The organism is Plantactinospora veratri (assembly GCF_036421995.1).
Classification (GTDB): domain Bacteria; phylum Actinomycetota; class Actinomycetes; order Mycobacteriales; family Micromonosporaceae; genus Plantactinospora; species Plantactinospora veratri.
In genome coordinates, this window is the sequence record NZ_JAZGQL010000010.1 from 132,912 (window position 1) to 158,252 (window position 25,341).

Annotated in this window: 25 protein-coding genes; 16 read left to right on the forward strand and 9 right to left on the reverse strand. The window is 71.0% G+C overall.

Translation table 11 applies throughout. The annotated features are described in order from the left end of the window. Positions 1-137: 137 nt before the first annotated feature. The 3 genes from V1634_RS16595 to V1634_RS16605 form a co-directional block, all read right to left on the reverse strand. Complete coding sequence (locus V1634_RS16595; protein ID WP_331208726.1) at positions 138-803, reverse strand: 2-phosphosulfolactate phosphatase; 666 nt, start codon at positions 801-803, stop codon at positions 138-140. 153 nt (positions 804-956) lie between these two features. Beyond that, the gene (locus V1634_RS16600; RefSeq protein ID WP_331208727.1) at positions 957-2,186 is read right to left on the reverse strand and encodes an epoxide hydrolase family protein; all 1,230 of its coding nucleotides are present in this window, start codon (positions 2,184-2,186) and stop codon (positions 957-959) included. Further along, the gene (locus tag V1634_RS16605) at positions 2,183-2,662 is read right to left on the reverse strand and encodes a MarR family winged helix-turn-helix transcriptional regulator (RefSeq protein WP_331208728.1); all 480 of its coding nucleotides are present in this window, start codon (positions 2,660-2,662) and stop codon (positions 2,183-2,185) included. Before V1634_RS16605 ends, V1634_RS16600 begins: the two co-directional genes overlap by 4 nt. Before the next feature lie 104 nt (positions 2,663-2,766). On the opposite strand from V1634_RS16605, the gene V1634_RS16610 reads away from it, so the two are divergent. Then, the gene (locus V1634_RS16610; protein WP_331208729.1) at positions 2,767-3,471 is read left to right on the forward strand and encodes a VOC family protein; all 705 of its coding nucleotides are present in this window, start codon (positions 2,767-2,769) and stop codon (positions 3,469-3,471) included. 38 nt (positions 3,472-3,509) lie between these two features. Here the strand turns inward: V1634_RS16610 and V1634_RS16615 are convergent, their stop codons facing one another. After that, complete coding sequence (locus tag V1634_RS16615; protein WP_331208730.1) at positions 3,510-3,944, reverse strand: VOC family protein; 435 nt, start codon at positions 3,942-3,944, stop codon at positions 3,510-3,512. 160 nt (positions 3,945-4,104) lie between these two features. Beyond that, complete coding sequence (locus tag V1634_RS16620) at positions 4,105-5,586, reverse strand: hypothetical protein (protein ID WP_331208731.1); 1,482 nt, start codon at positions 5,584-5,586, stop codon at positions 4,105-4,107. Positions 5,587-5,672: 86 nt separating this feature from the next. On the opposite strand from V1634_RS16620, the gene V1634_RS16625 reads away from it, so the two are divergent. After that, positions 5,673-6,824 (forward strand): sensor histidine kinase, encoded by a 1,152-nt coding sequence (locus V1634_RS16625; protein WP_331208732.1) that lies wholly within the window; start codon positions 5,673-5,675, stop codon positions 6,822-6,824. Continuing rightward, entirely contained in the window at positions 6,821-7,477 is a 657-nt protein-coding gene (locus tag V1634_RS16630) for a response regulator transcription factor (RefSeq protein WP_331208733.1), read from the forward strand. Before V1634_RS16625 ends, V1634_RS16630 begins: the two co-directional genes overlap by 4 nt. Before the next feature lie 42 nt (positions 7,478-7,519). On the opposite strand, the gene V1634_RS16635 is transcribed toward V1634_RS16630, so the two are convergent. After that, positions 7,520-8,245, reverse strand: a complete 726-nt coding sequence (locus V1634_RS16635) for a TetR/AcrR family transcriptional regulator (protein ID WP_331208734.1) — start codon at positions 8,243-8,245, stop codon at positions 7,520-7,522. Between the two features lie 30 nt (positions 8,246-8,275). Between V1634_RS16635 and V1634_RS16640 the strand changes: the two genes are divergently transcribed. The 3 genes from V1634_RS16640 (at position 8,276) to V1634_RS16650 (ending at position 11,611) form a co-directional block, all read left to right on the forward strand. After that, positions 8,276-9,400: an FAD-dependent oxidoreductase gene (locus tag V1634_RS16640; RefSeq protein WP_331208761.1), complete on the forward strand. Its 1,125-nt coding sequence runs from the start codon at positions 8,276-8,278 to the stop codon at positions 9,398-9,400. Positions 9,401-9,423: 23 nt separating this feature from the next. Next, entirely contained in the window at positions 9,424-10,290 is an 867-nt protein-coding gene (locus V1634_RS16645; RefSeq protein ID WP_331208735.1) for an NAD(P)-dependent oxidoreductase, read from the forward strand. Between the two features lie 115 nt (positions 10,291-10,405). Further along, positions 10,406-11,611 carry an MFS transporter gene (locus V1634_RS16650; protein ID WP_331208736.1) on the forward strand — a complete coding sequence of 402 codons (1,206 nt, stop codon included), beginning with the start codon at positions 10,406-10,408 and terminating at the stop codon, positions 11,609-11,611. Positions 11,612-11,704: 93 nt separating this feature from the next. On the opposite strand, the gene V1634_RS16655 is transcribed toward V1634_RS16650, so the two are convergent. Then, a complete protein-coding gene (locus tag V1634_RS16655) occupies positions 11,705-12,622 on the reverse strand; it encodes an NADP-dependent oxidoreductase (RefSeq protein ID WP_331208737.1) in 918 nt (305 codons plus the stop codon). 119 nt (positions 12,623-12,741) lie between these two features. Between V1634_RS16655 and V1634_RS16660 the strand changes: the two genes are divergently transcribed. Then, the gene (locus V1634_RS16660) at positions 12,742-13,131 is read left to right on the forward strand and encodes a winged helix-turn-helix transcriptional regulator (protein ID WP_456238614.1); all 390 of its coding nucleotides are present in this window, start codon (positions 12,742-12,744) and stop codon (positions 13,129-13,131) included. A gap of 306 nt (positions 13,132-13,437) precedes the next feature. On the opposite strand, the gene V1634_RS16665 is transcribed toward V1634_RS16660, so the two are convergent. Then, positions 13,438-14,463: a serine/threonine protein phosphatase gene (locus V1634_RS16665; protein ID WP_331208739.1), complete on the reverse strand. Its 1,026-nt coding sequence runs from the start codon at positions 14,461-14,463 to the stop codon at positions 13,438-13,440. A gap of 139 nt (positions 14,464-14,602) precedes the next feature. Between V1634_RS16665 and V1634_RS16670 the strand changes: the two genes are divergently transcribed. The 6 genes from V1634_RS16670 to V1634_RS16695 all read left to right on the forward strand — a co-directional run bounded on the left by V1634_RS16670 (position 14,603) and on the right by V1634_RS16695 (position 21,237). Next, positions 14,603-15,826, forward strand: a complete 1,224-nt coding sequence (locus tag V1634_RS16670; RefSeq protein ID WP_331208740.1) for an MFS transporter — start codon at positions 14,603-14,605, stop codon at positions 15,824-15,826. A 166-nt stretch (positions 15,827-15,992) separates the two neighbouring features. Continuing rightward, on the forward strand, positions 15,993-16,745 hold the full coding sequence (locus tag V1634_RS16675; protein ID WP_331208741.1) for a GNAT family N-acetyltransferase: 753 nt from the start codon (positions 15,993-15,995) through the stop codon (positions 16,743-16,745). 72 nt (positions 16,746-16,817) lie between these two features. Next, entirely contained in the window at positions 16,818-17,366 is a 549-nt protein-coding gene (locus tag V1634_RS16680; protein ID WP_331208742.1) for a hypothetical protein, read from the forward strand. A 160-nt stretch (positions 17,367-17,526) separates the two neighbouring features. Continuing rightward, positions 17,527-19,692 carry an MMPL family transporter gene (locus V1634_RS16685; protein WP_331208743.1) on the forward strand — a complete coding sequence of 722 codons (2,166 nt, stop codon included), beginning with the start codon at positions 17,527-17,529 and terminating at the stop codon, positions 19,690-19,692. A gap of 7 nt (positions 19,693-19,699) precedes the next feature. Then, entirely contained in the window at positions 19,700-20,389 is a 690-nt protein-coding gene (locus V1634_RS16690; RefSeq protein WP_331208744.1) for a response regulator transcription factor, read from the forward strand. After that, positions 20,386-21,237, forward strand: a complete 852-nt coding sequence (locus tag V1634_RS16695) for a sensor histidine kinase (protein ID WP_331208745.1) — start codon at positions 20,386-20,388, stop codon at positions 21,235-21,237. The genes V1634_RS16690 and V1634_RS16695 overlap by 4 nt, the downstream gene beginning before the upstream one ends. 69 nt (positions 21,238-21,306) lie before the next feature. Here V1634_RS16695 and V1634_RS16700 read toward each other — a convergent pair whose 3' ends face one another. Next, positions 21,307-22,491: an MFS transporter gene (locus V1634_RS16700; protein WP_331208746.1), complete on the reverse strand. Its 1,185-nt coding sequence runs from the start codon at positions 22,489-22,491 to the stop codon at positions 21,307-21,309. A gap of 348 nt (positions 22,492-22,839) precedes the next feature. On the opposite strand from V1634_RS16700, the gene V1634_RS16705 reads away from it, so the two are divergent. The 3 genes from V1634_RS16705 to V1634_RS16715 all read left to right on the forward strand — a co-directional run bounded on the left by V1634_RS16705 (position 22,840) and on the right by V1634_RS16715 (position 25,340). After that, positions 22,840-23,133 (forward strand): peptidase inhibitor family I36 protein, encoded by a 294-nt coding sequence (locus V1634_RS16705; RefSeq protein WP_331208747.1) that lies wholly within the window; start codon positions 22,840-22,842, stop codon positions 23,131-23,133. 111 nt (positions 23,134-23,244) lie between these two features. Further along, positions 23,245-24,027: an SDR family oxidoreductase gene (locus V1634_RS16710; RefSeq protein WP_331208748.1), complete on the forward strand. Its 783-nt coding sequence runs from the start codon at positions 23,245-23,247 to the stop codon at positions 24,025-24,027. A 143-nt stretch (positions 24,028-24,170) separates the two neighbouring features. Continuing rightward, the gene (locus tag V1634_RS16715) at positions 24,171-25,340 is read left to right on the forward strand and encodes a threonine synthase (protein WP_331208749.1); all 1,170 of its coding nucleotides are present in this window, start codon (positions 24,171-24,173) and stop codon (positions 25,338-25,340) included. Position 25,341: the final 1 nt, after the last annotated feature.

Here is a 25,341-nt window from a genome sequence, read left to right on the forward strand (position 1 = left end):
GTGGCAGCGCCAAACCCAAGTACGGGCGTAAGCCGGAATATGCAGTGGTATCCGCCGACGCGCTGTTCCCGGCGGGAGAGTGTGCCGATGAGGCACCTAGCCCTCTTGGCCGGATATCGGCGGGCCAGGATGCGCCTTCAGCAGGCCACCCTCGCCAGCGCGACGTGGCCCTGGCGGGCCTCGCCCACCATGGCGAACGGGGACCGGTCGACGTCACAGCAGAAGGGAAGATCCTGGGAGAGATCAACCCGTTCGGGCGCGGGTTGCCGTGCGTACGCACGGGCATGCTCGGCGGCGCCCTCCATGATGCCCGCGACCAGGTCCGTCGGCCTCGGCTTCGCCCCCTGGAGGAGGTCGTCCAGATATCTCGCACAGGCCCGGTCCTCAGCGGTCTGCCCGGTGCAGACGAGAGTGTACGGAGTCTCGGCGTGGTTCGTCCCGATCCACCGAGCGGTGGCGCCGACGTTGAGTGCCGACACCGCGAGCAGCACCGCCGGGTCCCGATACCGGACGAGTCCGCGCGTACCGTTCGACGTCGTCTGAATCAGCCGTCGGCCGTCCATCTGCGCCATCGACATCTCGAACGGCGAGTTCCCGAAGTCGAAGTCCGCTGGCTTGAGCCCCTTCAGCTCGCCGACGAGCAGGCGATCCGGGTGCAGTCGCCGGAGATCTCGGCCCACCTCGGCCGACGGCACGCAGACTATCTCCGTCGCGCCACGCTCGAAGGCAATCGCGGCGGTCGTGAAGGCACGGATGACATCGATGACGATGACGACGGTGTTGGGCCGGACCTCGGCCTCCATGCCTACGATCGACACAGCACGCGATTTTCACGGCAGCAGGTCCGGCCCGCAAGAGCATTTTCGAGGGGCGACCGGGCGCACCCGTCGTCGGCCAGCGGCCCGCGTCGCCGACGGTCCGGCGACGCGACCGGCCTCGCCGCCGGGCCGTCGAACTTATCCCGACCGCCTCCTGCGTACTGTCGCGAAGGTGCGGCGCAGGTCGGCCACCCACGCGTCGGGAATCTCCCAGGGGATGAAGTGGCCGCCGTGGTCGTGTGTGGTCAGGTTGACATGGTTGTACCAGCCGGCGCGGTCGCTGCGGAGGAAGTGCTCGACCCGCTGCTCGGTGGTCACGCCGGGCGGGTTCTCATAGCCGACGAAGGTGATTCCGGTGGGCGCTTCGACCACCGGCCACCGATCGTGGGACGGTGTCCAGGGGTAGCGGTTGTTGTTGGCGTAGGTGCGGATCGAGGTCGAGATCGAGCCGGTCGTCCAGAAGATCATGGCGTGGGTGAGCAGCTCGTCCCTGCTGAAGACCGATTCGATGTCGCCGCCGTTGTCGCTCCACTTCACCCAGCGTTCCAGGATCCAGGCGAGCATCCCGGCGGGTGAGTCGGACAGTCCGTAGCCGAGGGTGCTGGGGGCGAGCACGTGCGCGGCCAGGTGCACGGCGAAGCGCCTGTCCAGCGCGACGATTCGGGCGTGCACCTCGGCCGGCAGCCCGGCCGGGATCGGCTGCCCACCGCTGAGATCCCAGGCCCGGTCGCCGTTGAACATGGTGAGTTTCTGGCCCGACCCGATGTGGATGCCGTACAGCTCGGCCGCGTACCGGTGTCCGAGATGCCCGGTGACCAGCGCTCCGACGTCGCACCCGGCCGCCGCGTACCTCCGGTGGCCGAGCGTCCGGGTCATCAGGGTGTGCCAGAGGTCGGCGATCTTCCAGAAGTTCATGTCCGGCCGACTGCCGGAGAAGCCGAACCCGGGCAGCGACGGGACGATCACGTCGAACGCCTCGGCCGGGTCGCCTCCGTACGCCCCGGGGTCGGCCAGCGGATCGACCACCTTCGACCAGTGCCAGAACGTCCACGGCCAACCGTGCGAGAGGATCAACGGGGTCGGGTTCGGGCCGACTCCGGGTCGGCGCATGAAGTGCACGGGCACGCCGTCGACCTCGACCCGGTAGTGCTGGTACGCGTTGATCGCGGCCTCGGCCTTGCGCCAGTCGTACCCGTCACGCCAGTAGTCGACGAGTTCCCGCAGGTAATCGCGGTTGACGCCGTAATGCCAGTCCTCGTTCGCCGGGTCGTCCGGCCACCGGGTCAGGTCGAGCCGGCGCCGCAGGTCGGCGAGCACCTCGTCGGGTACGTGGATCGGCTGGGGCTGTAGTGGGAAGGGGTCGCTCATCCTCGCCTCCTCGTGCTGCCGTCGCGGTCGGGGGCCGTGCCGCCGCCGTCCCGCTGCCGGTCGATGTCGCGCAGCCGCGCCAGGGCCGGCAGGGCCGCCGCGATGGCCGCACGTTCCTCCGCCGTGAGTTGGCCGGCCAGTTCGGTCAGATGCCGCACCCGGCTCGCTCGTCTGCTGTCCACGATCGCCGCCCCGTCGTCGGTGATGTGCACGAGCACCGCTCGGCCGTCCGTGGGGTCGGGTTCGCGCTTCACCAGGCCGTCGTTCTCCAGCTTCGTCACGGTCTGGGTGATCGCGGGCTGGGTGACCTGTTCGCTGGCGGTCAGTTCGGTGAGCCGCTTGGGCCCGCCGTACCGCAGTGTGTGCAGCACGGACAGCATCGTGAAGCTCAGCCGATGCACCGTCGGTAGGCGGATGAAGATGCGGTTGAAGTCCTCCAGCGTGGAGGTCAGCTCGGTGATGCTCAGCTCCGGCACGACGTCAACGTATCACAAACTTATTAAGTTGCTGATGTAATGAGCGGCGGTGGCGCGACTGGCCAGGCCTTGTCGGCGCGCTGGTCCGTGTCTACTGTGCGGTGATGCTTCCGCGACTGCTGACGGTCACCCTCGATGCACACGACCCGGCTCGCCTGGCGCAGTTCTGGGCTGGCATGCTCGGCCGCGAGATGGTGAAGGACGCCGATGGCGTGGTCGCACCCGGCACGGACACCCAGCCCGGCCTCCGGTTCGTCCCGAGCCGCGCGGAGAAGGCGGGGCCAAACCCCATGCACTTCCACCTGACCAGCGGAAGCCTGGCCGATCAGCAACACACGGTGACCAGGGCTCTGGAACTGGGTGCCGGTCACCTCGACGTCGGGCAGCGGCCCGAAGAGGGGCACATAGTCCTCGCCGACCCCGAAGGCAACGAGTTCTGCGTGGTCGAGCCGGGCAACGCCTTCCTCGCCGGGTGCGGCTTTCTCGGGGAGCTGACCTGCGACGGTACCCGGGAGGTCGGCCTCTTCTGGAGCGAGGCGCTGGGCTGGCCGCTGGTCTGGGATCAGGACCAGGAGACCGCAATCCAGTCACCGCGCGGCGGCACCAAGGTCGCGTGGGGAGGGCCGCCCGTGACTCCGAGACAGGGGCGGAATCGGCAGCGCTTCGGCCTCGCCCCGATCGACGGCGACCAGCAGGCGGAGGTCGACCGACTGGTCTCGCTCGGGGCTACTGAGCTGGAGACCGGGGAGGACGGCGCCGTCATGCTGGCCGATCCCGACGGCAACGAGTTCTGTGTCACCGCGAACTGACCCACGGGACCGCGCGGGGCTGCCAGGTTCGCGGCCACTCAGTCGAGACAGAACTCGTTGCCCTCGATGTCCTGCATCACGAGGCACGACTCGTTGTCGTCATCGGCAGGCAGCAGTCGCACCCGTGTCGCGCCGAGCGCGACCAGTCGTGCGCATTCGGCCTCCAGGGCGGCCACCCGCTCTGCACCGACGAGCCCGGTACCGACCCGGACGTCGAGATGCACCCGATTCTTGACGACCTTGCCTTCGGGGACACGCTGGAAGTACAGGCGCGGGCCCACGCCCGACGGGTCGATGCAGGCGAAGGCCGAACCCTGACGCTCAGGCGGCAGTGATCGATTGAAGTCGTCCCACGAAGCGAATTCCTCCGGCGGCGGCGGAACGACGTACCCCAACACCTCGCACCAGAAACGAGCGACGCGCTCAGGTTCTGCGCAGTCGAAGGTGATCTGGATCTGCTTGACCGACGCCATCGGGCCAGCATAGAGGCGGGATCTTCCGTCGTCCCCGCCGCCCCCGGGCAGGCGGGCCACTCGGTTGCGCGCGGGTCGCCACACCCCGACATCCGCTCGTCGACATGATCCACGTTCTCGTAGTCTGCGGCGGTGCGGGGCGGCCGCCCCGCACCGTCACCTACCGCCAGTCGGCGTGCCCGGCGGACCCGCGGCCGACGGCCATCCGGATCACGATCGTCAGGTACGCGCAGAGCACGGCGAACCCGGCCCACCAGGGGAGTGGGAAGTACCCGGCCGACGGCGCGTAGTGCGCGATGACCTGCGGATACTCCTCCATCGTCTGCTGAACGGCGAATCCGGCGGCCGGAGTGAGTCGCAGCAGCCACTCGGAGACGGTGTCGGGCAGTAGCGGAAACGCCGTGAATGCGTAGGGCAGGGCGACGAGCGAGAGCCCGACGAGGATCGCCAGCGCGCCGCGGCGCAGCCACACGCCGAACCCGTACCCGAGGACGGCGCAGAGGGCGAGCACCGCCGCGACGCCGACGATCACCCGGGCGCCGGTGAGTATCGGTATCGGTTGCACCGGGATGCCGTTGCCCCTCAGGATCGAGAGGGCAAGCGGGACGACGATGCCGACGGCGACCAGACCGGTGACGAAGGTGGCCGCCCCGACGACAGCCGCGCGGGCGGTGATCACCTGCCGGGAGGCTCCCTCACGAACTGTGCGGACGCCGTAGCGAACCGCGACTATGAGCATGATGATCAGCGCCACCGTCAGGCCGGGCAGGGTCTTCTCGACGCTACGCGCGCCCTCCTCACCGATCGGCCCGATGTCACCGGTGCCGCTGACCGTGACGACACCGTTCCTCTCGACGGCCCCCGACGCGTTGTGGTGTTTCTCCCAGTCGGTGTGGTTCATCTCGCCCACCGGGTCGCTCTGCCACCCGCCGGTGCTGCCCTCGACGGCGACGTTGTCGAAGACGCCGACGGCCTGGGTGAACCGGACCTCCTCGGTCGCACCGCCGAGGCCGACCTTCCGGAGCGTGAGGTCACCGGGGGAGGTGGCGAAGAGGCCGACCCGCACGACGTCCGGCAGCCCGTCGAGCTTCGCCGCTGCGACGGTGTGCCACTGCCTGCCGTCGGCCGACTCCGAACCGGTGATGGTGTCGCCCGAGCGGGTCAGGCGCAGCCAGCGCGGGTACCGCGCCGAGCCGCCCGCGCTGCCGACGACGTCGTGTCGATAGTCGTACTGGAACCGTACTCCGTGGCTGCCGGTCATCATCAGTGCCGCGTACCGGGAGCCCTGCCGTACGCCGTCCTTGACGATGATCCCGGCCTTCGCCCAGGGCACCAGCCCGGGAACGATCTGGTCATGGTCCGGCGGAGGATACGTGATCGTCCCGGTCATCCCGGTCATCCGGACCGTGATGCTGCCCTCGCGGCCGAGATCGCGGTGCAGGAACCAGAACCTGTCGCTGACGGTGGCGCCGTCGCCGGCCACGGGAACGGCCGGGCACGACCCGGGGCAGGACGCCCGGTTGCCTGAGGCGTAGAGCAGGCCCAGCCCGATGACCGCGAGCGCCGCGGCGCCCAGCGCGATCAGGCGGCCCGGACGGCGGAACGCGGCCCATTCCCGCCGGAGGAGTTCGATGGTCGACATGCCGTCGGTTCTACGCACCGGCCCATAACGCCGGCCGAACCGGTTCTGTCACGCCGGTGTTAGGTCCCCCGCGGCATGCTGGAGGCATGATCAGGCTGGCCAGCGGTACCGTGCAGGCAAGGTTCACGCTCCTCTATGCGGCGGTGTTCCTCGTCTCCGGCATCGGGCTGCTGGGCCTGACCTTTCTGCTCTCCGGCGGCAGCGTCAGCAACGTCGCCCCGGCCGGAAATCCCCCCGCCGGGGGCAGCGGCCCGACCGCCGCGCAGCAGCGTATCCGGCAGTTGGAGGACCAGTTGGCCACCGTGCACACCCAGCAGGCCCGCCAACTGCTGGCCGGCTCGCTGGTGGCGCTGATCGTGATGGCGGTCGTGTCGCTCGTGCTCGGTCGGGTGCTGGCCCGGCGCGTACTGCGACCGCTGCGGCTCATCACCAACACCACCCGGCGCGTCTCGGCCGACAGCCTGGACCGCCGGCTCGCCGTCACCGGCCCGGCTGACGAGGTGAAGGATCTCGCGGACACCATCGACGAGCTGCTCGAACGACTCGAGACCGCGTTCGCCGCACAGCGCCGCTTCGTCGCCAACGCCTCCCATGAGCTACGTACCCCGCTGGCGACGATGCGGGCGTCGCTGGACGTCGCCGTCGCCAAGCCCCACCCGGCGCCCTCGACGGTGGCGCTGGCGGACCGGGTGCGCACCCAACTGGATCGGGTCGATCACCTGCTCGACGGGTTCCTCGTGCTGGCCCGGGCACAGCACGGCAGGCTGGCCGACGCCACCATGGTCGACCTCGGTGACCTCATCGACACGGCCCTGCGGGAGAGGACCGCCGACGTGCGGACGAAGCGGCTGAGCGTAACGGTGGACGTACCACCGGCAACGAAGACCCACGGCAGCCCGGCGCTGCTGGCGCGAATGGTGGGCAACGTCGTCGACAACGCGGTGACACACAACGAGCCGGGCGGATGGATCGGAATCACCGGATCGGCGGGCGGGGAGGAGACGGTGCTGGTCGTGGAGACCGGCGGTCGAGTCCTCGACCAGCGGGAGGTCGACCGGCTGGCGCAACCCTTCGCGCGGCTCGGCGGCGAGCGTACCGGCTCCTCGGGACTCGGACTATCCATTGTGGCCGCCGTCGCCGCCGCCCACGGCGGCCGGCTCGTCCTGCTCGCCCTGCCGGAGGGCGGCCTGCGCGTCTCGATCACACTTCCGGTCCCGAAGGTGCCGGTGCCGGCATGAGGATCCTCGTCGTCGAGGACGACCACGCTCTCGCCGAGGTCGTCGCAGAGGGGCTACGCGACCAGGGGATGGCCGTCGACATCGCGTACGACGGGCTGACCGCCGGCGCCAAGCTCGACCTCACCGCGCACGACGTGGTGGTCCTGGACCGGGACCTGCCCGGCCTGCACGGCGACACGCTGTGCCAGATGATCACCGAGCGGGCCGACCGGCCGATGGTACTGATGCTGACCGCAGCGGGTGCGCCCGGTGACCGGGTCAGCGGGCTGACCCTCGGCGCGGACGACTATCTCGGCAAGCCCTTCCACTTCCCCGAGCTGATCCTGCGGATCCAGGCCCTCGCACGCCGCAAGCCGGACGCGCGGCCCCGGATACTGCATGCGGCCGGTATCGTGCTGGATCCGGTACGCCGGACCGCCGTCCGCGACGGACGGCAGCTCAACCTCTCGGTCAAGGAGTTCGCCGTACTCCACGCGCTGTTACGGGCCAGCCCGGGTTTCCTGAGTACCGAGTCCCTGCTCGAGCAGGTCTGGGACGAGAATGCCGACCCGTTCACCAATACCGTCACCGTGACCGTGGGCCGGTTACGGCGCAAGCTCGGCGATCCGGCAGTCATCGCCACGACACCGGGAGTCGGCTACCGGATCGTTTGACGCACCGACCACCTCGGTGCGATCCCAGGCCGCGCGGCGAGGTCACGGGCGAGGGTGGTTGGTGATGCCGTCCAGGATGGTGATCAGGTTGTGGTGGAAGGTCTCCTCGGCGTCGAGGTGAGCGCCGTCGATGACGAGCCGCGCGACGGTGGGGTAGCGGCCTGTCTCGAGCATGCGTGTCAGGTAGGGCCCGAGGGCGGCCTGCCAGGCGGTCACGTCGGTGCCGGTGGAACGGGCGGTGCGGCGCTCGGTGACCTCTCGGCGGAGCGCTCCGATGATGAATGCGTTGAGGGCGCCCACGGCCCGCTGGAGGTCGTCGATGCCGCGCACCCCGGGGGCCCGGCTGAGCGCCGCCGCGGTCGATTCACCTACGGCGAGCGCGTGCGGTCCCAGGTGTGGCCTTCCGCCGAGCAGGTCGGAGAACCATTCATGATCAAGGGCGGCCTCGCGGGTCCGGTGAGCGATGGCCAGTACCGTGGCGCGCCACTCGGAGCGCTGGCCGGCCTCGGCGATCTGGGCATAGACGGCGTCCACCATCAGGTCGAGCAGCTCTGATCTGTTGATCACGAAGTCGTAGAGCCGCATCGGGCCGACGCCGAGTTCTTTGGCGATCTTGCGTACCGACAGCCCGTCGAGACCGTGTTCGTCGGCGAGCCGGATCGCCGTGGCGGCGATCTTCGCGCGGCTCAGTGGCACGGGCGCCGCCCGGGGTCGAGGCTCGGGCCGTTCCCAGACGGGCGGCGGTGCGCTACCGTACGGCGTATCCATAAGGTACAGCGTACGGTAACGGAGATGATGATGCGAATCGCGATCGCCGGTGGTGGCCTCGGCGGCCTGACGCTGGCCCGAATCCTGGACCGGCACGGCATCGACGCGGTGGTGTACGAACGCGAGGCGGGCCGATCCGCGCGACCGCAGGGCGGGATGCTCGACCTGCACCCGGAGTCCGGGCAACAGGCCCTGGCCGAGGCGGGTCTCACCGGCCGGTTCCGGTCCGAGGCGCGGCCGGAGGGCGAGGAACACCGCATCCTCGACCCGGCCGCACGCACCCTGGTGCACCACAAACCACAACCCGGGTCATTCTCCGGACGTCCTGAAATCGATCGGAGAAGACTGCGTGATCTTCTGCTCGATTCGCTCCCGGCCGACGCGGTTGCGTGGCAGCACCGGCTCGTCGCGGCGACGCCACGACCTCACGGGGGCTTCGGGCTGACGTTCCATGGCGGTCACCGAACCGACTGCGACATTCTCGTCGGCGCCGACGGCGCCCGCTCGGTCGTCCGGTCGCTGCTGACCGATGCGAGACCCTGCTACGTGGCCACCCTGGTGGAGCTGACCGTCAGCGACGCCGACCGGCGCCACCCGGACCTCGCCGAGCTGGTTGGTCCCGGCAACCTGTGGTGCGTCGGCATGAACCAGATCCTTGCGGCGCAACGCCTCGGCGACGGCACCATCCGAGTCGGCGTCTCGCTGCGCGCGGAAGATCGCGACCTCGACACGTACCGGAGCAAGCGTGCTCTGCTGGACATCTTCGAAGGCTGGGACTCACGCCTCACCGCACTCATCGAAGCCGGCGACAGCGCGCCGACGCCTCGCCGGATCGAAGCGATGCCCGTCGGTACCCGCTGGGCCAACCGGCCGGGAATCACCCTCATCGGCGACGCCGCGCACCTCATGCCGCCGGTCGGCGAGGGTGCCAACCAGGCGATGCTCGACGCCGCCGAACTCGCCTCGGAACTTGCCGCCAACCCCGCCGACCCGAACCTGGCGATCCGGAGGTACGAGGAGACGATGTTCGCCAGAATTCACCCGATCGCGGAAATGTCCGCACGAGTCCAGGCGATGATGCTCTCGCCCACCGCGGCCGACGACATCATCCGCTTCTTCGCGCCACGGTCCACCGAGACGATTGACATCAAGTAAGGTTCATGTTTGAGGATCGTGCCATGACGGGAGTCAACAGGCCGACACCCAGAGTCGCGATCCTCGGCACGGGCGCCATCGGCAGCGCCGTGGTGCATCGACTACTCCGAAGTGGACGCGACGTTACGGTGTGGAACCGGACCGAGAGTCGCGCCAAGGACCTGGTGGTCGCGGGGGCACTGCCAGCGCGATCCGTCGCGGAGGCAGTCTCCTCGAGCGCCCTGGTTCTGCTGACCGTCAAGGACTACGCAGCGGTAGAGCAGTGCCTTGGCCAGCTCGACACGGATCTGTCGGGGCAGGCGATTGTCGGGATGTACACGGGTACCGCCGGCGAAGCCCGGCTGGCCGCCCAGCTGGTCGCCGGCCTGGGCGCGCAATACCTCGACGCGGGGATCCAGGCCTCGCCGGAGACGATCGGCACCGATGCCGCAACCATCCTGTACAGCGGGTCTCCGCAAGCGTTCGCGCAACACCGGACGACCCTCGAACTGCTGAGCAGGCCACGTTTCGTCGGTGCGGCGCCGGAGGCGGCAGCGGTCTGGGACCTCGCCCTCTTCGGAGTGTGGTACGACGCCCAACTCGGCCTGCTACGAGCGCTTGAAACGGCACGCGCGGCCGGGGTCGACGTGGTGGAATTCTCCCGTACGGCGACCACGCAGCTCGGCCACGTGGTTGCGGCGGTATCCGCCACCGTCTCGGAGATGCAGCAGGCAAGCTACCCTCCCGGCCCGGCAGACCTCACCGAACATCTGACTGTCCTCCGCCACCTCATCGAACTGCGGGCCGGCCGACGCCTCGGAGATGGCGGCCTACCAGAGGTGGCGGCGAGAATCGAAGCGCTCCTCGCGGCCGGCCGTGGCGGCGAGGGCCTGACCGCGACCGTCGAGTAGCGTACGGTCAACCGACACCGGCTCGGTGATTCCGCCGGTACGGGCTGGCTTTCCCAGCGGTAAGGCTGTCTTGCCGCCGGGTCGACGTGTTGATCCGGCGCCTTAGCGTGGCAGGGTGGCAGCACCCAGGGTGGCACCGCCGGAGGCGATCAGCCGCAGGCTCACCTTCCTGCTCGCGGTGGCGGCGGGAGCGGCCATCGCCAACCTGTACTGGGCGCAGCCGCTGCTCGACTTCATCGCAGATGACCTACGTGCCACGACCGCGACGGCCGGCTGGCTCGTCACCGCCACGCAGGTCGGGTACGCCGTCGGCGTGTTGCTGCTGGTGCCGCTCGGCGACGTCGTCGACCGTCGCCGGTTCGTCCCGGTGATGCTGCTGACCTCGGCCGCCGCGCTGTTGCTGTGCGCGCTGGCACCATCGATCGGCCTGCTCCTGCTCGCACTCGGCGTGCTCGGGGTGACGACGATTTCCGGCCAGGTCCTCACCCCGCTCGCCGGGGACCTTGCCGGCGACGCGCAGCGTGGCCGAGTCGTCGGCGCCGTCGGGTCCGGGACCCTCACCGGTATCCTGGCCTCCCGCACCATCAGTGGGTTCGTCGCCGGTACCGCCGGGTGGCGTGTGATCTTCGCCCTCGCCGCGGTCGTCGCCATCCTGCTCGCGGTCCTGCTGTACCGTGCGATCCCACCACTGGCACCCCGGACCCGCATGCCGTACCCGGCGCTGATCGCCTCGGTCGGCGCGGTGGTCATGCGTGAGCGGGCGGCCCGATGGACACTGCTCCTCGCGGCCACCGGGTTCGCCGTGTTCTCGTTGTTCTGGACGGGGCTGACGTTCCTGCTCAGCGGTCCGCCGTTCCAGTACCCGGTGCAGGTGATCGGGTTGTTCGGCCTGGCCGGCCTCGCCGGTGTCCTCGCCGTCCAGCATGCCGGCCGGTTGCACGACGGTGGTTGGTCACTTCCGGCCACTGGCGCGGCCTGGGTACTGGCGCTCGGCGCCTTCGTCTGCGCGGCGTTCGCCGGCCGCTCCGTCGTACTCGTCGTCATTGTGATCATCGTGATCGATGTCGCCCTCCAGGGGCAGGCCCTCCTCAACCGGGCGCGGTTGTTCGCCCTCTCCGACGAGGCCCGGAGCCGGCTCAACACGGCGCTGGGTGCCGGCAACTTCCTCGGTGGTGCGATCGGCTCCGCCACCGCGACCGCGCTCTGGCCCGCAGGCGGCTGGAGAGCGGTCACGGTCGCGGGTGCGGCGCTTTGTTGCTGCGCGCTCGTCGTGTGGGCGCTGGGACGTCGCGGCCCGCTCGTGACAGCGCCATCGCGGTGACGTTGCCCGGACCGGACCAGAACAGATCGTGCAGGTCGGCCGAGAAGTGTCGGCCGGGACCGGTCCGGGCACCTCGGAGCACCGGGTGGCAGATCAGGGAACGACCACGACGCCGCCCCGCACGCCGCCCTGGGCCAGCCGGGTGTGGGCCGCCGCCGCGTCGGCGAAGGAGTAAACCCCGGCGACCCGCAACGGGATGTCAGCGCTTTCCACCAGTTTCACCAGGTCGGCCAGCCGGGAGCCGTCCGGCAGCACGTCCAGGGCGAAGGTCCGGATCCCTCGTACCGGCTTCGGGCGCAGCGGGGGTGAGGCGGCCACGTAGCCACCGCCGTCTCTGACCAGTTCCATCACTGACGGGCCGATCAGTGCCAGGTCGACAACCGCGTCGAAGCCGCCCGACGTCACCGCGAGCGGACCGTCCGAGCGCGGCACGAACGCCGCGCCCTGCGACTCGACGAACTCCCGGTCGCCGACCCCCGCGATTCCTTCGGCGTGCAGGCCGGCGACCCGGGCCAGGGCAAGGGTGAACCCGCCGACCTGTCCTGCGGCGCCGGTGACGAGCACGGACGAGCCGGACGGGAGTGCGAGCAGGTCGAGGGCCTGGGCGGCGGCGAGGCCGTTGGTCGGCAGGGTCGCCGCCTCGGTGGCGGGGATCCCGGCGGGCGCGGCGGTCAGCCACTCGGCATTCAGCACCACGTACTCGGCGTGGGTACCGACCGTGGTGCGCAGCCAGGGCGAGAAGCCGATGACATCGTCATCCACCCTGAGACCGGTGACGGAGGGACCGACCGCGTCGACCCTGCCCGCCACGTCCCAGCCGGGTGTGTACGGCAGCCCGCCCGGCAGCGGTGCCGGGAATCGACCGGCCCGGACCATGAGGTCGACCGGGTGCAGGACGGAGGCGCTGACCCGCACCCGTACCTGTCCCGGCCCGGGGTCGGGCACCGGCAGGTTCGCCACCACCTGCAAGACCTCCGGCCCGCCGAACTCCGTATAGCTGACTGCGCGCATCGCCGTACCCTCCGCTGAATGTCGTGGTTCCCGTAACCGTAGGGACCATTGGGCACCGTGAGAAAGTAGGTACCTTGGAGTGCCTAAGGCACTGACAAGGGTGGTGAGACGTGTCGACCATGACCGCAGGGCAACGGCGCGAGCAGGCAAAACGTGACTACGACGCGTTTCTGGCTGCCTGCCCGACCCGGGAGCTGCTGACCACGCTCACCGACAAATGGGCCGCGCTGGTGATCGCGGCGCTCGCCGACGGCCCGCAGCGACATGGCGAGCTCGCCCGCCGCATCGCCGGCGTCAGCCAGAAGATGCTCACCCAGACTCTGCGCAAGCTGGAGCGCGATGGTCTGCTCACCCGCACGGTGACCGCCTCCGTGCCGGCCCGGGTCGACTACGCGCTCACCCCGCTCGGCGGGGACCTGGTCCCGGTGATGGTGGCGATCAAGACCTGGGCAGAGGCGCACATGGACCGCGTCTTCGAGGCGCGCGCCGAGTTCGACGCACGGCCATGAAGACCGACGGAGACTGCCAGGCATGAGGCAACGGACAGGCTTGATAACCGGTGTGGTGAATCCTGCTCGTCGGGGTCGGCGGCCTGGCCGGTTGGCGGTGGTGGCGTGACCGGCCGCCGTACGGGCCGGAGGTGCTGGCCGCCGCCACCCTGAGCCTGGTCGACCAGGCCGCCGCGGATGCCGCGTCCAGCCCGGACAACGTGGAGCGGGCCGGCGACGGCGACCAAGTCAGTTGGGCCGGCACGGTCATGGTCAGCACGACCGAACCCCTGCTGCCGCCTCCGCCCGGGATGACCCTGCGGGCGGCTACCGGAGCTCCAGACCAGGGTATTCCGCGTGTACGTCGCCGCCGAACAACCGCCAGTAGAAGTCGTTCATCCGGGCCGCTGCCGGCGCGTGTCGGGCGAGGATCCCCGCCACGGCCGGGGGAAGCTCCTGCGGGATGTCACCACCGGCGCACCGACGTACGTACTCGTTGCGGGCGACGGGGCCGCCGCTGACCGGCACCGGTATCCCACAGACCGTGGTGACGAGCCAGTTCGCCAGCGTCATCGCCGCGTACCCGGCGTCGTGGTCGGCGTGCCGGGCCACGAACTCGCGCTCGGCGTCGGAGAGGTCGAACCTGGACGAGGTCGCCAGCCCGAAGTCGACGAGGTGGATGCGTTCGCCGTCGGAACGCAGGTTGCCGAAGTGCCCGTCCAGGTGCAACAGCTCACGATCCCGCAGGAAGGCGGTGATCTCGAACAGTTGCCGCTCGAACGTCTCGGCTCTGCCGACCGGGTCGGCGTTCAGCCAGGCTGGCAGCGGGTGGGGGACGTGTTCGAGGAACAGCACGAGGCTGGACGTCGCGCTGGCCAACTCCGCGAGGCGGGTACGCACGACCGCGGTGCCGCCGACGCGGCGGAGTACCGCGTCGACGTCGAGGTGCTCGGCGGCGGTCGGCGGCCGGCCGGGGAGCACGCGCCAGTGGTAGAGCAGCGGAAACGATTCGACCTCGCCGGCCAGCACCGCCTCGGTGACGATCTGGTTCGCGGCCAACTCACGCCAGACGTTGAGGGCGGGCCCACCGATGCCGTACTGAGAGTAGGTCGGCAGGCCGGAGAGGTTCGCCGTACTCCGCGGACGGGCCAGCTCCCGATCGGTGATCGGGATGCGCTTGACGAACACCGGCACGCCGTCGATGTCGACGACGGCGCAGCCGCCGCCCACGCCCACGGCGGCGACGGGCGCGGTGTCGAGCAGCGCCGACAGTTCGGCGTCGGCACGGGCGGCGAGCGCGACCGAGAGGTGATCGTGGTGGGAACCTCGGGCGGCCAGCATCGCGCCCATCATGCCAGCCGACGGTGGCTGCCTCACCACGTCAGTTCGGCGACGAAAAATGATTTGACAACGCAGATAGTCTGATCCTCCGTACTTCCGGCAGACCGTGAGTCGCGAGGGGGCCCTGCCCGCTCAAGACTCAGGAGCCGCGATGCGCCGGGCACCCGCCCTCTCCTTCCTGCTCGTCACCGTCTTCCTCGACATGCTGGGGCTCGGCCTGATCGTGCCGATCCTGCCGGCCCTGATGGCGGCCGTTACCAAGGACACCGCCGCGGCGGTCTTCTGGTCCGGCCTGCTCGGCTCGATCTACGGCCTGTTGCAGTTCGCCGTCTCGCCGCTGCTCGGGCGGCTCTCCGACCGGTACGGCCGACGACCCGTCCTGCTCGCGTCGCTGGCCTGCCTCGGCGTCGACTGGCTGGCCCACGCGATGTCCCACACCCCCTGGACGCTTCTGGTGTTCCACGCCCTCGCGGCCGCCTGCGCCGGAACGAGGACCGTGGTCAACGCGTACATCGCGGACGTCACCGCGCCCGAGTCGCGGGCTCGCGCGTACGGCTTGGTCGGCGCCGCGTTCGGGCTCGGCTTCGTCGCCGGTCCGACCATCGGCGGCCTGCTCGGTGCGGTCGATGTACGCCTGCCGTTCTTCGTCGCCGCCGCGCTCTCCTTCGGCAACGTCGCCTACGGCTGGTTCGTCCTGCCGGAGTCTCGGCCCGGTGACCGGACCACCCCACTGACCCTGCGGATGGCGAACCCGGTCGGTGCCGTCGCCGTCGTCCTGCGCCGGCCGGTACTCGGGCGGCTCGGGTACGCCCGCCTCTGCGCCGATGTCGCCCGGATGACCCACCAGTCGATCTGGACGTTCTTCCTCACGTACCAGTTCGCCTGGAGCACCACGCACGTCGGCGTGGTGATGGCGGCCGGCGCGCTCGTCGGCGCGGTCTTCCAGGCGCGGGCCGTCGGACCGGTGGTCCGCCGGCTCGGTGACAAGCGCGCGGCGGTGGCCGGCAGCCTGCTCGGCGTCGCCGGGCTGCTGGGTACGGCGTTCGTCTCCGCTCCGTGGATGCTCTACCTCCTACAGGCGGTCGGCGTGCTCGGCTCGGTCGGTGGCGTGGCCGCACAGTCGTGGATCTCCCGTAACGTCCGGGCCGACGAGCAGGGGATCGTGCAGGGTGCGCTGACCGGGATCGGCGCCGTCGCGGAGACCGTGGTGCCGGTTGTGGCCGGGCTGACGTTCGGATGGGCGCTGACCTACGCGTCACCGGGTCTGGTCTTCCTCGGTGCCGCCGCCTTCGCGGCCGTGTCGGCGCTGCTGCTGGCCGCCACGCCCGACGTCCGCGCAGCGTCGATCGGGGAGCCTCCGGGCGCCACGAACTGAACCAAACAGGTGCAGTACCGTCATCGGGTGCGGAAAGCCCAGAAGCGCCGGGCGACCATCGCGCCGCCGGTTCGCCACGGGTGTGGCTCGCCGCGTACGGGGTAGCCGGGACAGTGACCTGACGCGGGGGGCGGACTTCCGCCCTGATATCGAGGTTGTCGAGGTTATGCGCTTCCTGCCCAGGATCAAGAGCAGAGCCGACATCAGCGGCGCGGCAACGGTGCCGAACCCCGGTCCCACGGCAATCGAACTGGCTTCCGGTCAGCTTCTCCTGCGGCCGGCGACGCACGAAGACCTTCCCGCCATCTCTCGGGCCCACGTCCTTCTCCTGCCGTTCGGGCTGTTCCCGTCGCTCGGGGCGCGCTTTGTCCGTCGCTGGCAGCGAACGTTCCTCGACTCCCGGCACGGCGTCGGCTATGTCGTCGTCGACGCTACGGCCGGGCCGGACGAACTGGTCGGATTCCTGATGGGTACCAGCGACCAGGCCGAGTACACCACCGGGCTGATGGCGGACCGGCGTACGGTCGCGTCCCTGGCGGTGAACGGGATCGCCGCGCTGTGCGTCCGTCCTCGCGTCGCCGCCCGCCTCCTGCGATCACGGGTCCGTCCGTGGACGCAGCGGCTGCTGCACCGCCGGGCGGCGCCAGTACCGGCCCGGTCTGTCCCGGCCGCGCAGGTGGCCGTGATGACCGCGTTGGCGGTGCGGCCGGATTGGCGCAAGAGCGGAATCGGCGAGCGGCTGGTAGAGCACTTCGTGGAGTACGTCCGGGCTGCCGGCGCGACCTGGGTCGAATTGCAGACCTCGACCGGACCCCTGGGAGCGGTCGGCTTCTACGAGCGGTTGGGATGGGAAGCCGGATCCCAGCGATCCACCCCGGACGGCGACGTCATCCGCACCTACCATCGCGTCCTGCGCTGAACCCCTCCCGGACCGGCGTACGGTACCGGCGGCCCGACGTGGACCGCGGGGACGAGGTGCCAGGATGCCCTTGTGGAGATTCGTTTCGACTTCGACGACGAGCATGGTCGGGTGCTGGTGGATGTCACGCCGAACACCGACCCGGTGGCCATCGGCAAGAGTGAACGGGAGGTGGGCATGCCGGTGTGTACCGCGTCTGTCGAATTCAGTGCCCGTGGCTACCGGTCACTGCTGGGCTGGGTACAACTGGTCCGGGAACCCCGCCCGACAGATCGGTTCGAGATCGACCCCTTCGACCTGTTCGCCGACTCCACCGCGCCCTTCGCCTGGTACGGGTTCAACCCCGTACTCTTCGACGCGCCATCCCGCTGGCGCTCCGGTGCGGTGCGGTGGCAGGCGCACACCTTCCTGACCATCGGTCCGTGGGACGTCGACCGGCGGCTCGTCGTACCCCTGGTCGGGTTCACCTGGGGCTACGACCAGGATCCGGAGGACCGGCTCCAACTGTCCCCGGTGCGGTTGCTCGGACCGAGCGACTGGGACGGTCATCGCCGCTACCTGACCGAGCGGTACCCGAGCTGGAGGTTCGGCGACGGGAGTCCCCTCGCCGCACAACGCTGACGGTCGACGCCGCACCCTGGCCACCGGCCACTTCCCGACCGGTCGTCGCGTAAGCGCCGGGATCGACCGTCAGGCAACCGTCAGGTTCGTCGACGCCGGATCGTCAGGCCCGGACGCTCTGCTGAGACTCCTCGACCCACGACCACGGGAGTCTGCCGTCATGGCCGCATCGCTCTACCGGCTCGGTGCCTGGACGTACCGGCGCCGTCGGACCGTCCTGGTGGCCTGGCTGGCCCTCCTCGTCGCCGCCGGAGCACTCGCCGCCACCGCCGGTGGCTCGTACTCCGACGACTTCTCGATCCCCGGCTCCCGCGCCCAGCAGACCCTGGACACCGTCGCCGAACAGTTCCCGGCCTCCTCGGGCGCCTCCGCGCAGGTGGTGTTCGTCGCGCCCGCCGGCCACCGGATCGCCGAACACACCAGGGTCGTCGAGCAGACCCTCGGCGCCGCCGCGAAGCTGCCGCAGGTGGCCGGGGTGCTGGACCCGTTCACCGCGAGGACGGTCTCGACCGACGGTCGCACCGCCCTGGCGACCGTGGACTACCAGGAGCAGCGCACCCACCTGGCCGACGGCGCCCGCGCCGCGCTGGAGGACGTCTTCCAACCGGCCCGGGAGGCCGGGCTGCGGGTCGAGTTCGGCGGGTCGGCCTACGACAGCGCCGGTGGAAACAGCCACGGCACCGAGGCCGCAGGACTGCTGATCGCGCTGGTCGTCCTCGTCATCACCTTCGGTTCCCTGGTCGCGGCCGGGCTGCCGCTGCTCACCGCGCTGCTCGGGGTGGGTGTAACCGTCGCCGGCCTGACCACCGTGGCGGGGATGCTGACGCTACCGCCGACCGCGCCGGCCCTGGCCCTCATGCTCGGACTCGCGGTCGGCATCGACTACGCACTCTTCATCGTCGCCCGGCACCGGTCGCAGCTGGCGTCCGGGATGCCCGTGGCCGACTCCGTGGCCCGGACGATCGGCACAGCCGGCACCGCCGTGGCGTTCGCCGGCCTCACCGTGGTCGTCGCGCTGGCCGGGCTGACCGTCGTCCGGATCCCGTTCCTGACCGCGATGGGACTGGCCGCGACCGCCGCCGTGATCGTCGCGGTGCTGGTGGCGGTCACCCTGATCCCGGCCGTGCTGGGCTTCGCCGGAGACCGGCTGCGCCCGAAGCCCGGCTCGCGGGCCGTCCGGCGTGCGACGGGGGACGGCCGGGGCAGCATGGGCGGGCGCTGGGTCCGGCTGGTCACCCGCCGGCCGCTGGTCACGACGCTCGCTGTCGTCGCGGCACTCGGCGTGCTGGCCGTACCGGCGGCGGGGCTGCGGCTCGCGCTCACCGACAACGGTTCCGCCCCGGCGGCCAGCACGCAGCGGCAGGCGTACGACCTGATTGCCGGCGCCTTCGGACCGGGCTTCAACGCTCCGCTGCCGGTCCTGGCCGACCTTGCGGGCGCGGGCGGCGACGAACAGGCCGCTGCCACGGCGCTGGCCGATCGGCTCGGTGCGGTGGACGGGGTGGCCGCGGTCGGACGCCCGCAACTCTCCGCCGACGGCCGGTACGCGATGCTGACGGTGATCCCCGAGACCGGGCCGCAGGACGAACGTACCGAACGGGTGGTGACCGGTATCGAGGACGCGGGTGGCGAATCCGTGGCAGTCACCGGCGTGACCGCGATCGGCATCGACATCTCCGAGCTGCTGAGCGCTTCGCTCGTACCCTTTGCCCTGGTCGTCGTGGGTCTGGCCTTTCTGCTGTTGCTGCTGGCATTCCGGTCGCTGCTGGTGCCGTTGAAGGCGACCCTCGGCTTCCTGCTCTCGGTCGGCGCGACGCTGGGTGCGGTGGTCGCGGTCTTCCAGTGGGGCTGGCTCGCCGAGCTGGTCGGGGTCGCGCGCACCGGGCCGGTGATCAGTTTTATGCCGATCATCCTGATGGCGGTGCTCTTCGGCCTGGCGATGGACTACGAGGTCTTCCTGGTCAGCAGGATGCACGAGGAGTACGCCCAGAGCGGCGACCCGCGACGTGCGGTCGACCAGGGTTTCCGGGCCTCGGCGCGGGTGGTCGCGGCGGCCGCCCTGATCATGGTCTCGGTCTTCGCGAGCTTCATCCCGGTCGGCGACGCCACGCTGAAGCCCATCGCCTTCGCGCTCGCGGTGGGTGTCCTGCTGGATGCGTTCCTGGTCCGGATGACGCTCGTACCGGCGCTGCTGGCGCTTGCCCGGCACGGCGCCTGGTGGCTGCCGCGCTGGCTCGACCGGGTACTGCCGAACCTGGACGTGGAGGGTGCCCGGCTCACCCGGCCGGTGCAGGGACGCCCGGCCGCCCCCGCCGCAGTGGTGTGATGGGGACGTGCACAGCATTCTGGTGGTCGACGACGATCCGGGCCTGCGGGAGCTGCTCGTCGCCGCGCTGCGGTTCGCGGGGTTCGAGGTCGAGGCCGTCGGCGACGTCCCGGCCGCCCTCGCCGCGATCGGGACCCGTACCCCCGACGCGATCGTGCTGGACGTGATGCTGCCCGGTACGGACGGCTTCGACCTGTTGCACCTGCTGCGCTCGCGGGGCGTCGGAGTGCCGGTGATGTTCCTGACCGCCCGCGACGAGGTGGACGACCGGGTACGCGGCCTGCGTCTGGGCGGCGACGACTACCTCAGCAAGCCGTTCAACGTGGTCGAGGTCGCCGCTCGGCTGGAGGCCCTGCTGCGGCGGTCCGGACACGGGCCGCCGGCGGTGCCGGAGGGAGTACTGCGCTGCGGTGACCTGGAGATGGACGAGGCCCGGCACGCGGTGACCCGGGGCGGGCGTCCGGTCGAACTTTCCCCCACCGAGTTCCGGCTGCTGCGCTACCTGCTGGCCAACACCGGACGGGTGGTCTCCAAGGCGCAGATCCTGGACCACGTCTGGCAGTACGACTTCGGCGGCGACGCGGGCGTGGTCGAGCGGTTCGTCTCCAACCTGCGACGCAAGATCGACTTCGGCGGGCCGTCGCTGATCCACACCGTGCGGGGGTTCGGGTACAGCCTGCGGCCGGTGCGGCAGTGAACCGCTCCGCGAAATGGCGGCTGGCCCTCGTGGCGCTCGTCGCCGGCCCGGAGGCCGCCGCGATCACCGCCGCGGTCCAGCGGGCCTTCGACGCCCAACGGCGGGCCGAGGACCGGCTGCGCAGCTTCGTCGCGGACGCCAGTCACGAGCTGCGCACCCCGCTGGCGACCATGCACGGCTGGATCGACCTCTACGTCCAGGGTGGACTGCGCGACCCCGACCAGCTTGACCACGCCATGGAACGGATGCAGGCCGAGGTGGGCCGGATGCGGCTGCTCGTCGACGAGCTGGCGCTGCTGGCCCACCTCGACGGGGCGCGACCGCTGGAACTCGGGTCGGTGGACGTGGTGGCGCTGGCCGGCGAGGTGGTGGACGACGCCCGGGTGGTCAGCACCGACCGAGCCATCACCCTGGACGGCGTCGCGGCGGCGGTCGTCGACGGGGACGGCCCGCGCATCCAGCAGGTGCTGCGCAACCTCGTCGGCAACGCGGTGCAGCACACCCGGCCCGGCACGCCGGTCGCGGTCACCGTCAGCACCGAGGGTGGGGAGGTGGTGGTCACGATACGCGACGAGGGCGACGGGATCGCGCCGGAGCACCTGCCGTACGTGTTCGAGCGCTTCTACCGCGCCGACCCCAGCCGCAGCCGCGACGGCGGCGGCTCGTCCGGCCTGGGTCTGGCCATCGTCGAGGCGATCGTGACCGCGCACGGCGGCACGGCCGGGGTCACCTCGGTGCCCGGGCAGGGCAGCACCGTCCGGGTCAGCTTCCCGGCGAAGGCTGCCCCTGCCGGGCCGGAGCGCTCCGGTCGGCCTTCCCGCCCCGACCCGCCCGGCCGGGCGCGCTGAGTCCCTCGTCGCCTGCTCTCCCGTCCTCTGGCGCGTGTTCTCCCGTCCTCTGGCGCGGACTCGTGGCTCTCAGCGCGGACTCGTGGCCCTGCGGACCCCGAAGAGGGCGACCAGGGCGAGCAGGATGACCGCGACGGAGTATTCGTCCGCGGTCCGGGGGACGCCACCGGCGTAGACCACCAGGAAGCCGGCGACAACGGTCGGCAGGCCGAAGCCGACGTAGCAGATGACGTACAGCAGGGAGAGCACGCCGGCACGTTCGTGCGTCTCGACGAGCGGCATGACGGTCTTGAGGCTACCCTGAAATCCGCCCCCGAAGCCGATACCCCCGAGCGCGAGGCCGACGAAGAAGCCGGGGACGGAACTGGCCATGACCGACACCAGCGTGACGATCATGCCCAGGATGAGAGCGGTGATCGCGACCAGGATCACCGTCCTCGCGGCGGTGTTCCGCATCAGCAGTACGGCGACCGAACCGAAGAGAGCGAAGACGAACAGCACCAGACCGGCAGTCACGATCGAGGTGTTCATCAGGGCGCGCACCAGCGCCGGACCCAGCGCGCCGAAGAAGCCGGCCAGCGCCCAGACCGCGAAGAGCACCGGTGCGACCACCAGTACCGGCCCGCGCACGGCACGGGGCAGCCTGACCTCCGGCCGCAGGCTCCGGCGTGCCCCTGGCGTCCGGGCGACCGTCTCCGGCATCAGCGCGAGCGCCGCGCCCTGGATCAGCAGGACGACGAAGAGGACGACGTACACCAGCCGGGTCGGTGCGGGCAGGAAGCGGATGAGCAGCGCCGAAAGCAGGGCGCCGCTGCCGGTTCCGATCCCGGGGGCGATCGCGTTCGCGAGCGTGCCACGGGCACGGTCGAGGTCGAGCATGGCAGCGCCGACGGCGCCGGTGGCGGCGCCGGCCGCGAGCCCCTGCACGAGGCGGGCGGCCAGCAGCGCGGGTACGCCGTCGGCGAGGACGAAGATGACCAGCGAGGTCATCTGTACCGCGATCGCCACGGCCAGTACCGGACGCCGGCCGACATGGTCGGAGAGCCTGCCGAACGTGAGCAGCGAGGCCAGCACCGCGACGGCGTAGACGGCGAACACCACCGTGGTCGTGATCGGCGAGAAGTGCCAGCGCTCCTGGTAGATCCCGTAGAGCGGGGTCGGGGCCGCCGAGGCGGCCAGGAACGACACCAGGATCGACGCCAGCAGCACCAGGGAGACACCCGGTGGGAGTCGCGTCCGCCCGGCGATGCTCATCTCAGCTCCTCCGTCGTACGACAAGGGCCCGGCCGGCGCCGCCGACCCGAACGCCCCCTGACTGCTGGGCTGTAGCGGGGTACCCGTTGTCCGCCGTCGCACGCCGGCTGACCGGTACCGGCACCGGGCCGGGTCGCCCGCCGGTCGACCGAAGCCGGGCGGCGGTGCTGTCAAGGGTCGATCTTTGCCCGCTGCCGCGCCGGACGACGCGTCGATATAGTCCGATCAACCAACATCCAACTCACGGAGGTCGATGTGTTGGTACGGCGTCTGCGTTCCTCTCTTCTCGTAGCGGGTCTGTCGGTGGTGGCGCTGTTGGGTACGTCCGGAGCTGCCACGGCGGCTCAGGTGTCCACAAGCGACGCCGCAACCTGTCCCTCGAATGCTCTGTGTCTGTACGACGGAGTCGGATTCACCGGTGAGATGTTCGCCGTCACCTCCCTCAACCCCAGCGGCACCTGTGTGAGCCTGGTGGACGCGGACTGGGACGACCGGGCGCAATCGGTCCGGAACACCCACAGCCGCAGCTCGGCCATGTTCATGAACGACGACTGCCTCGGCGACCCGTACCAGGTCTCGGGCAACTCCGGCATCTCCGACCTGGGCACGTTCACCCCGGACAGCGTCTGGGTCCAGCGGTAGGGCCGTGACCCGGCGGTACGCGGTGCCGGTACGGCCGGGTCCGATGTCGCGTTCGACGGTCGCAGGCGGGCCCCCGGTGCCCGCCTGCGACGTCGGAGCGGGGAGCGTACGGTGCGCAAACTGTGTCAGGACAAGGTCGTCGTCGTCACCGGCGGTACGTCGGGAGTCGGCGAGGCGGTCGCCCGGACAGTCGCCCGTGAGGGCGCGGTCGGGATCGTCGTCGCCGGACGGGACCGCGGGCGTGGCCTCGCGGTGACCGCCGCGCTGGCCGGCACGAACTGTTCCGCCGAGTTCGTCCGGGCACACCTGGAGGATCCCGAGGACTGCCGCGCGGTGGTCCGGCGGGCGGTCGAGCGGTTCGGCCGGGTCGACGGGCTGGTCAACAGTGCGGCGGACACCGGACGATCCACACTGGACGGGACCACGCCGGCATTCTTCGACCGGATGATGGCCGTCAACGTACGCGCGCCGATGCTGACGATGCAGGAGGCGGTCCGGGACATGCGCCGCCGTCGGGCCCCGGGTGCGATCGTCAACATCCTCTCGACGAGCGCCCACGGCGGTCAGCCGCACCTCTGCGCGTACTCCACCTCGAAGGGGGCGCTGGCGACCCTCACCCGCAACGTCGCCCACGCCCACCGCCGGGACCGGATCCGGGTCAACGGGCTCTGCCTGGGCTGGACCGACACCCCGCACGAGGACCGGGTCCAGCGATCGTTCCACGGCCGGGCGCCGGGCTGGCTCGCGGAGGCGGAGGCGGCGGCGCCGATGGGTCGGCTGGTCAAACCGGACGAGGTCGCCGAGATGGTCGCGTTGCTGCTCTCCGACCGCATCGGCGTGGTGACCGGCTCGCTCGTGGAGTTCTCCCAGGACGTCCTCGGCGGCGCGGACTGACGCCTCGCCCTGTTCGACTGATCAAGATGAACTCTTGAACGGAGGTTCTCCCTGGTGAAACGGCGTGGAAGGACATCCGTCGACCCGGTGGCCCCCGGCAGGGTGCCGGCCGGCAACACCGCGGCGACAGCGGAGGAGACGGCGTGGGCGAGGTGACCGGGACCCGCCGGGTCCACGGGTGCGAGCTGCTGGAGTACCGCTACGGGCCCGCCCTGGTGCCGGCACCGGCCGGGCCGGTCAGCTCGATGTGGCGGTACCGGTCGCTGCTCCCGCTCGACGACAGCCCGGTCCGGTACCCGCTGCCGGTCGGCGGCACGCCCCTGGTGGCGCCGCCCCGGCTGCGTGCCCGGCTCGGCGTGCCGGAACTCTGGCTCAAGGACGAGACCCGCGGGCCCAGCGCGTCCAACAAGGACCGGGCCACCGCGCTGGTCGTCGAGGACGGACTGCGGCGCGGCGTCTCCACGGTCACCACGGCGTCGACCGGGAACGCGGCGGTGGCGACCGCGCTGGGCGCCGCCGCGGCCGGGTTGCGCGCCGTGATCCTGGTGCCGGTCGACTGCGATCCGGAGAAGGTGTCCCTGATGCGCTCCGCCGGGGCGCTGGTGGTGCGGGTGGCCCGGGGCTACGACGCCGCGTTCGACCTGTCCCGGAACGCGGCCGCGACCTTCGGCTGGCTCGACCGCAACACCGGGGCGAACCCGCTCACCACCGAGGCCAAGAAGACAGTGGCCTGGGAGATCTGGGAGCAGCTCGGCCGCCGGTGCCCCGACGTGGTGGTCGCGCCGGTCGGCGACGGGCCGACGCTCGCCGCGCTCGCGAAGGGCTTCGACGAGCTGGTGCTCTGCGGGGCGGTGCGGCGGCTGCCCCGGGTGGTCGGAGTGCAGGCCGAGGCGTGCCAGCCGCTGGTGCACCGCTGGGCGGGCACGGCACCGTCACCGCAGACGACGGACCCCGCCGGTACGGTGGCGGACGGCATCGCCGTCGACCGTCCGGTCGCCGGTGACCTGGCCCTCGACGCGGTACGCCGCAGTGGCGGGGCGATGGTGGCCGTCCCCGACGCCGCGCTGCTCGACGCGGTACGACTGCTCGCCGCGTCTGCCGGGGTCGGCAGCGAACCGGCCGGTGCGGCCGCCCTCGCCGGCCTGATCGCGGCGCTGGAGCAGGAACTGCTCGACCGCTCCGAGACCGTCGCCGTGCTGGTCACCGGCCGGGAGTTGCGGGCCGGGCCGGCGGCGGCCGGGCCGGACGCGCCGGTCATCGACGGTGACCTCGACGAACTGGCGGAGTGTCTGGCGGTCGCCTCCCGCGCATAGC

Excerpts from the sequence above, each read along its gene's own strand:
- V1634_RS16595 (WP_331208726.1), bottom strand. The coding sequence starts at position 803 with ATGGAGGCCGAGGTCCGGCCCAACACCGTCGTCATCGTCATCGATGTC.
- V1634_RS16600 (WP_331208727.1), bottom strand. The coding sequence starts at position 2,186 with ATGAGCGACCCCTTCCCACTACAGCCCCAGCCGATCCACGTACCCGAC.
- V1634_RS16610 (WP_331208729.1), top strand. The coding sequence starts at position 2,767 with ATGCTTCCGCGACTGCTGACGGTCACCCTCGATGCACACGACCCGGCT.
- V1634_RS16615 (WP_331208730.1), bottom strand. The coding sequence starts at position 3,944 with ATGGCGTCGGTCAAGCAGATCCAGATCACCTTCGACTGCGCAGAACCT.
- V1634_RS16620 (WP_331208731.1), bottom strand. The coding sequence starts at position 5,586 with ATGTCGACCATCGAACTCCTCCGGCGGGAATGGGCCGCGTTCCGCCGT.
- V1634_RS16625 (WP_331208732.1), top strand. The coding sequence starts at position 5,673 with ATGATCAGGCTGGCCAGCGGTACCGTGCAGGCAAGGTTCACGCTCCTC.
- V1634_RS16630 (WP_331208733.1), top strand. The coding sequence starts at position 6,821 with ATGAGGATCCTCGTCGTCGAGGACGACCACGCTCTCGCCGAGGTCGTC.
- V1634_RS16635 (WP_331208734.1), bottom strand. The coding sequence starts at position 8,245 with ATGGATACGCCGTACGGTAGCGCACCGCCGCCCGTCTGGGAACGGCCC.
- V1634_RS16640 (WP_331208761.1), top strand. The coding sequence starts at position 8,276 with ATGCGAATCGCGATCGCCGGTGGTGGCCTCGGCGGCCTGACGCTGGCC.
- V1634_RS16645 (WP_331208735.1), top strand. The coding sequence starts at position 9,424 with ATGACGGGAGTCAACAGGCCGACACCCAGAGTCGCGATCCTCGGCACG.
- V1634_RS16655 (WP_331208737.1), bottom strand. The coding sequence starts at position 12,622 with ATGCGCGCAGTCAGCTATACGGAGTTCGGCGGGCCGGAGGTCTTGCAG.
- V1634_RS16660 (WP_456238614.1), top strand. The coding sequence starts at position 12,742 with ATGACCGCAGGGCAACGGCGCGAGCAGGCAAAACGTGACTACGACGCG.
- V1634_RS16665 (WP_331208739.1), bottom strand. The coding sequence starts at position 14,463 with ATGATGGGCGCGATGCTGGCCGCCCGAGGTTCCCACCACGATCACCTC.
- V1634_RS16670 (WP_331208740.1), top strand. The coding sequence starts at position 14,603 with ATGCGCCGGGCACCCGCCCTCTCCTTCCTGCTCGTCACCGTCTTCCTC.
- V1634_RS16675 (WP_331208741.1), top strand. The coding sequence starts at position 15,993 with ATGCGCTTCCTGCCCAGGATCAAGAGCAGAGCCGACATCAGCGGCGCG.
- V1634_RS16685 (WP_331208743.1), top strand. The coding sequence starts at position 17,527 with ATGGCCGCATCGCTCTACCGGCTCGGTGCCTGGACGTACCGGCGCCGT.
- V1634_RS16700 (WP_331208746.1), bottom strand. The coding sequence starts at position 22,491 with ATGAGCATCGCCGGGCGGACGCGACTCCCACCGGGTGTCTCCCTGGTG.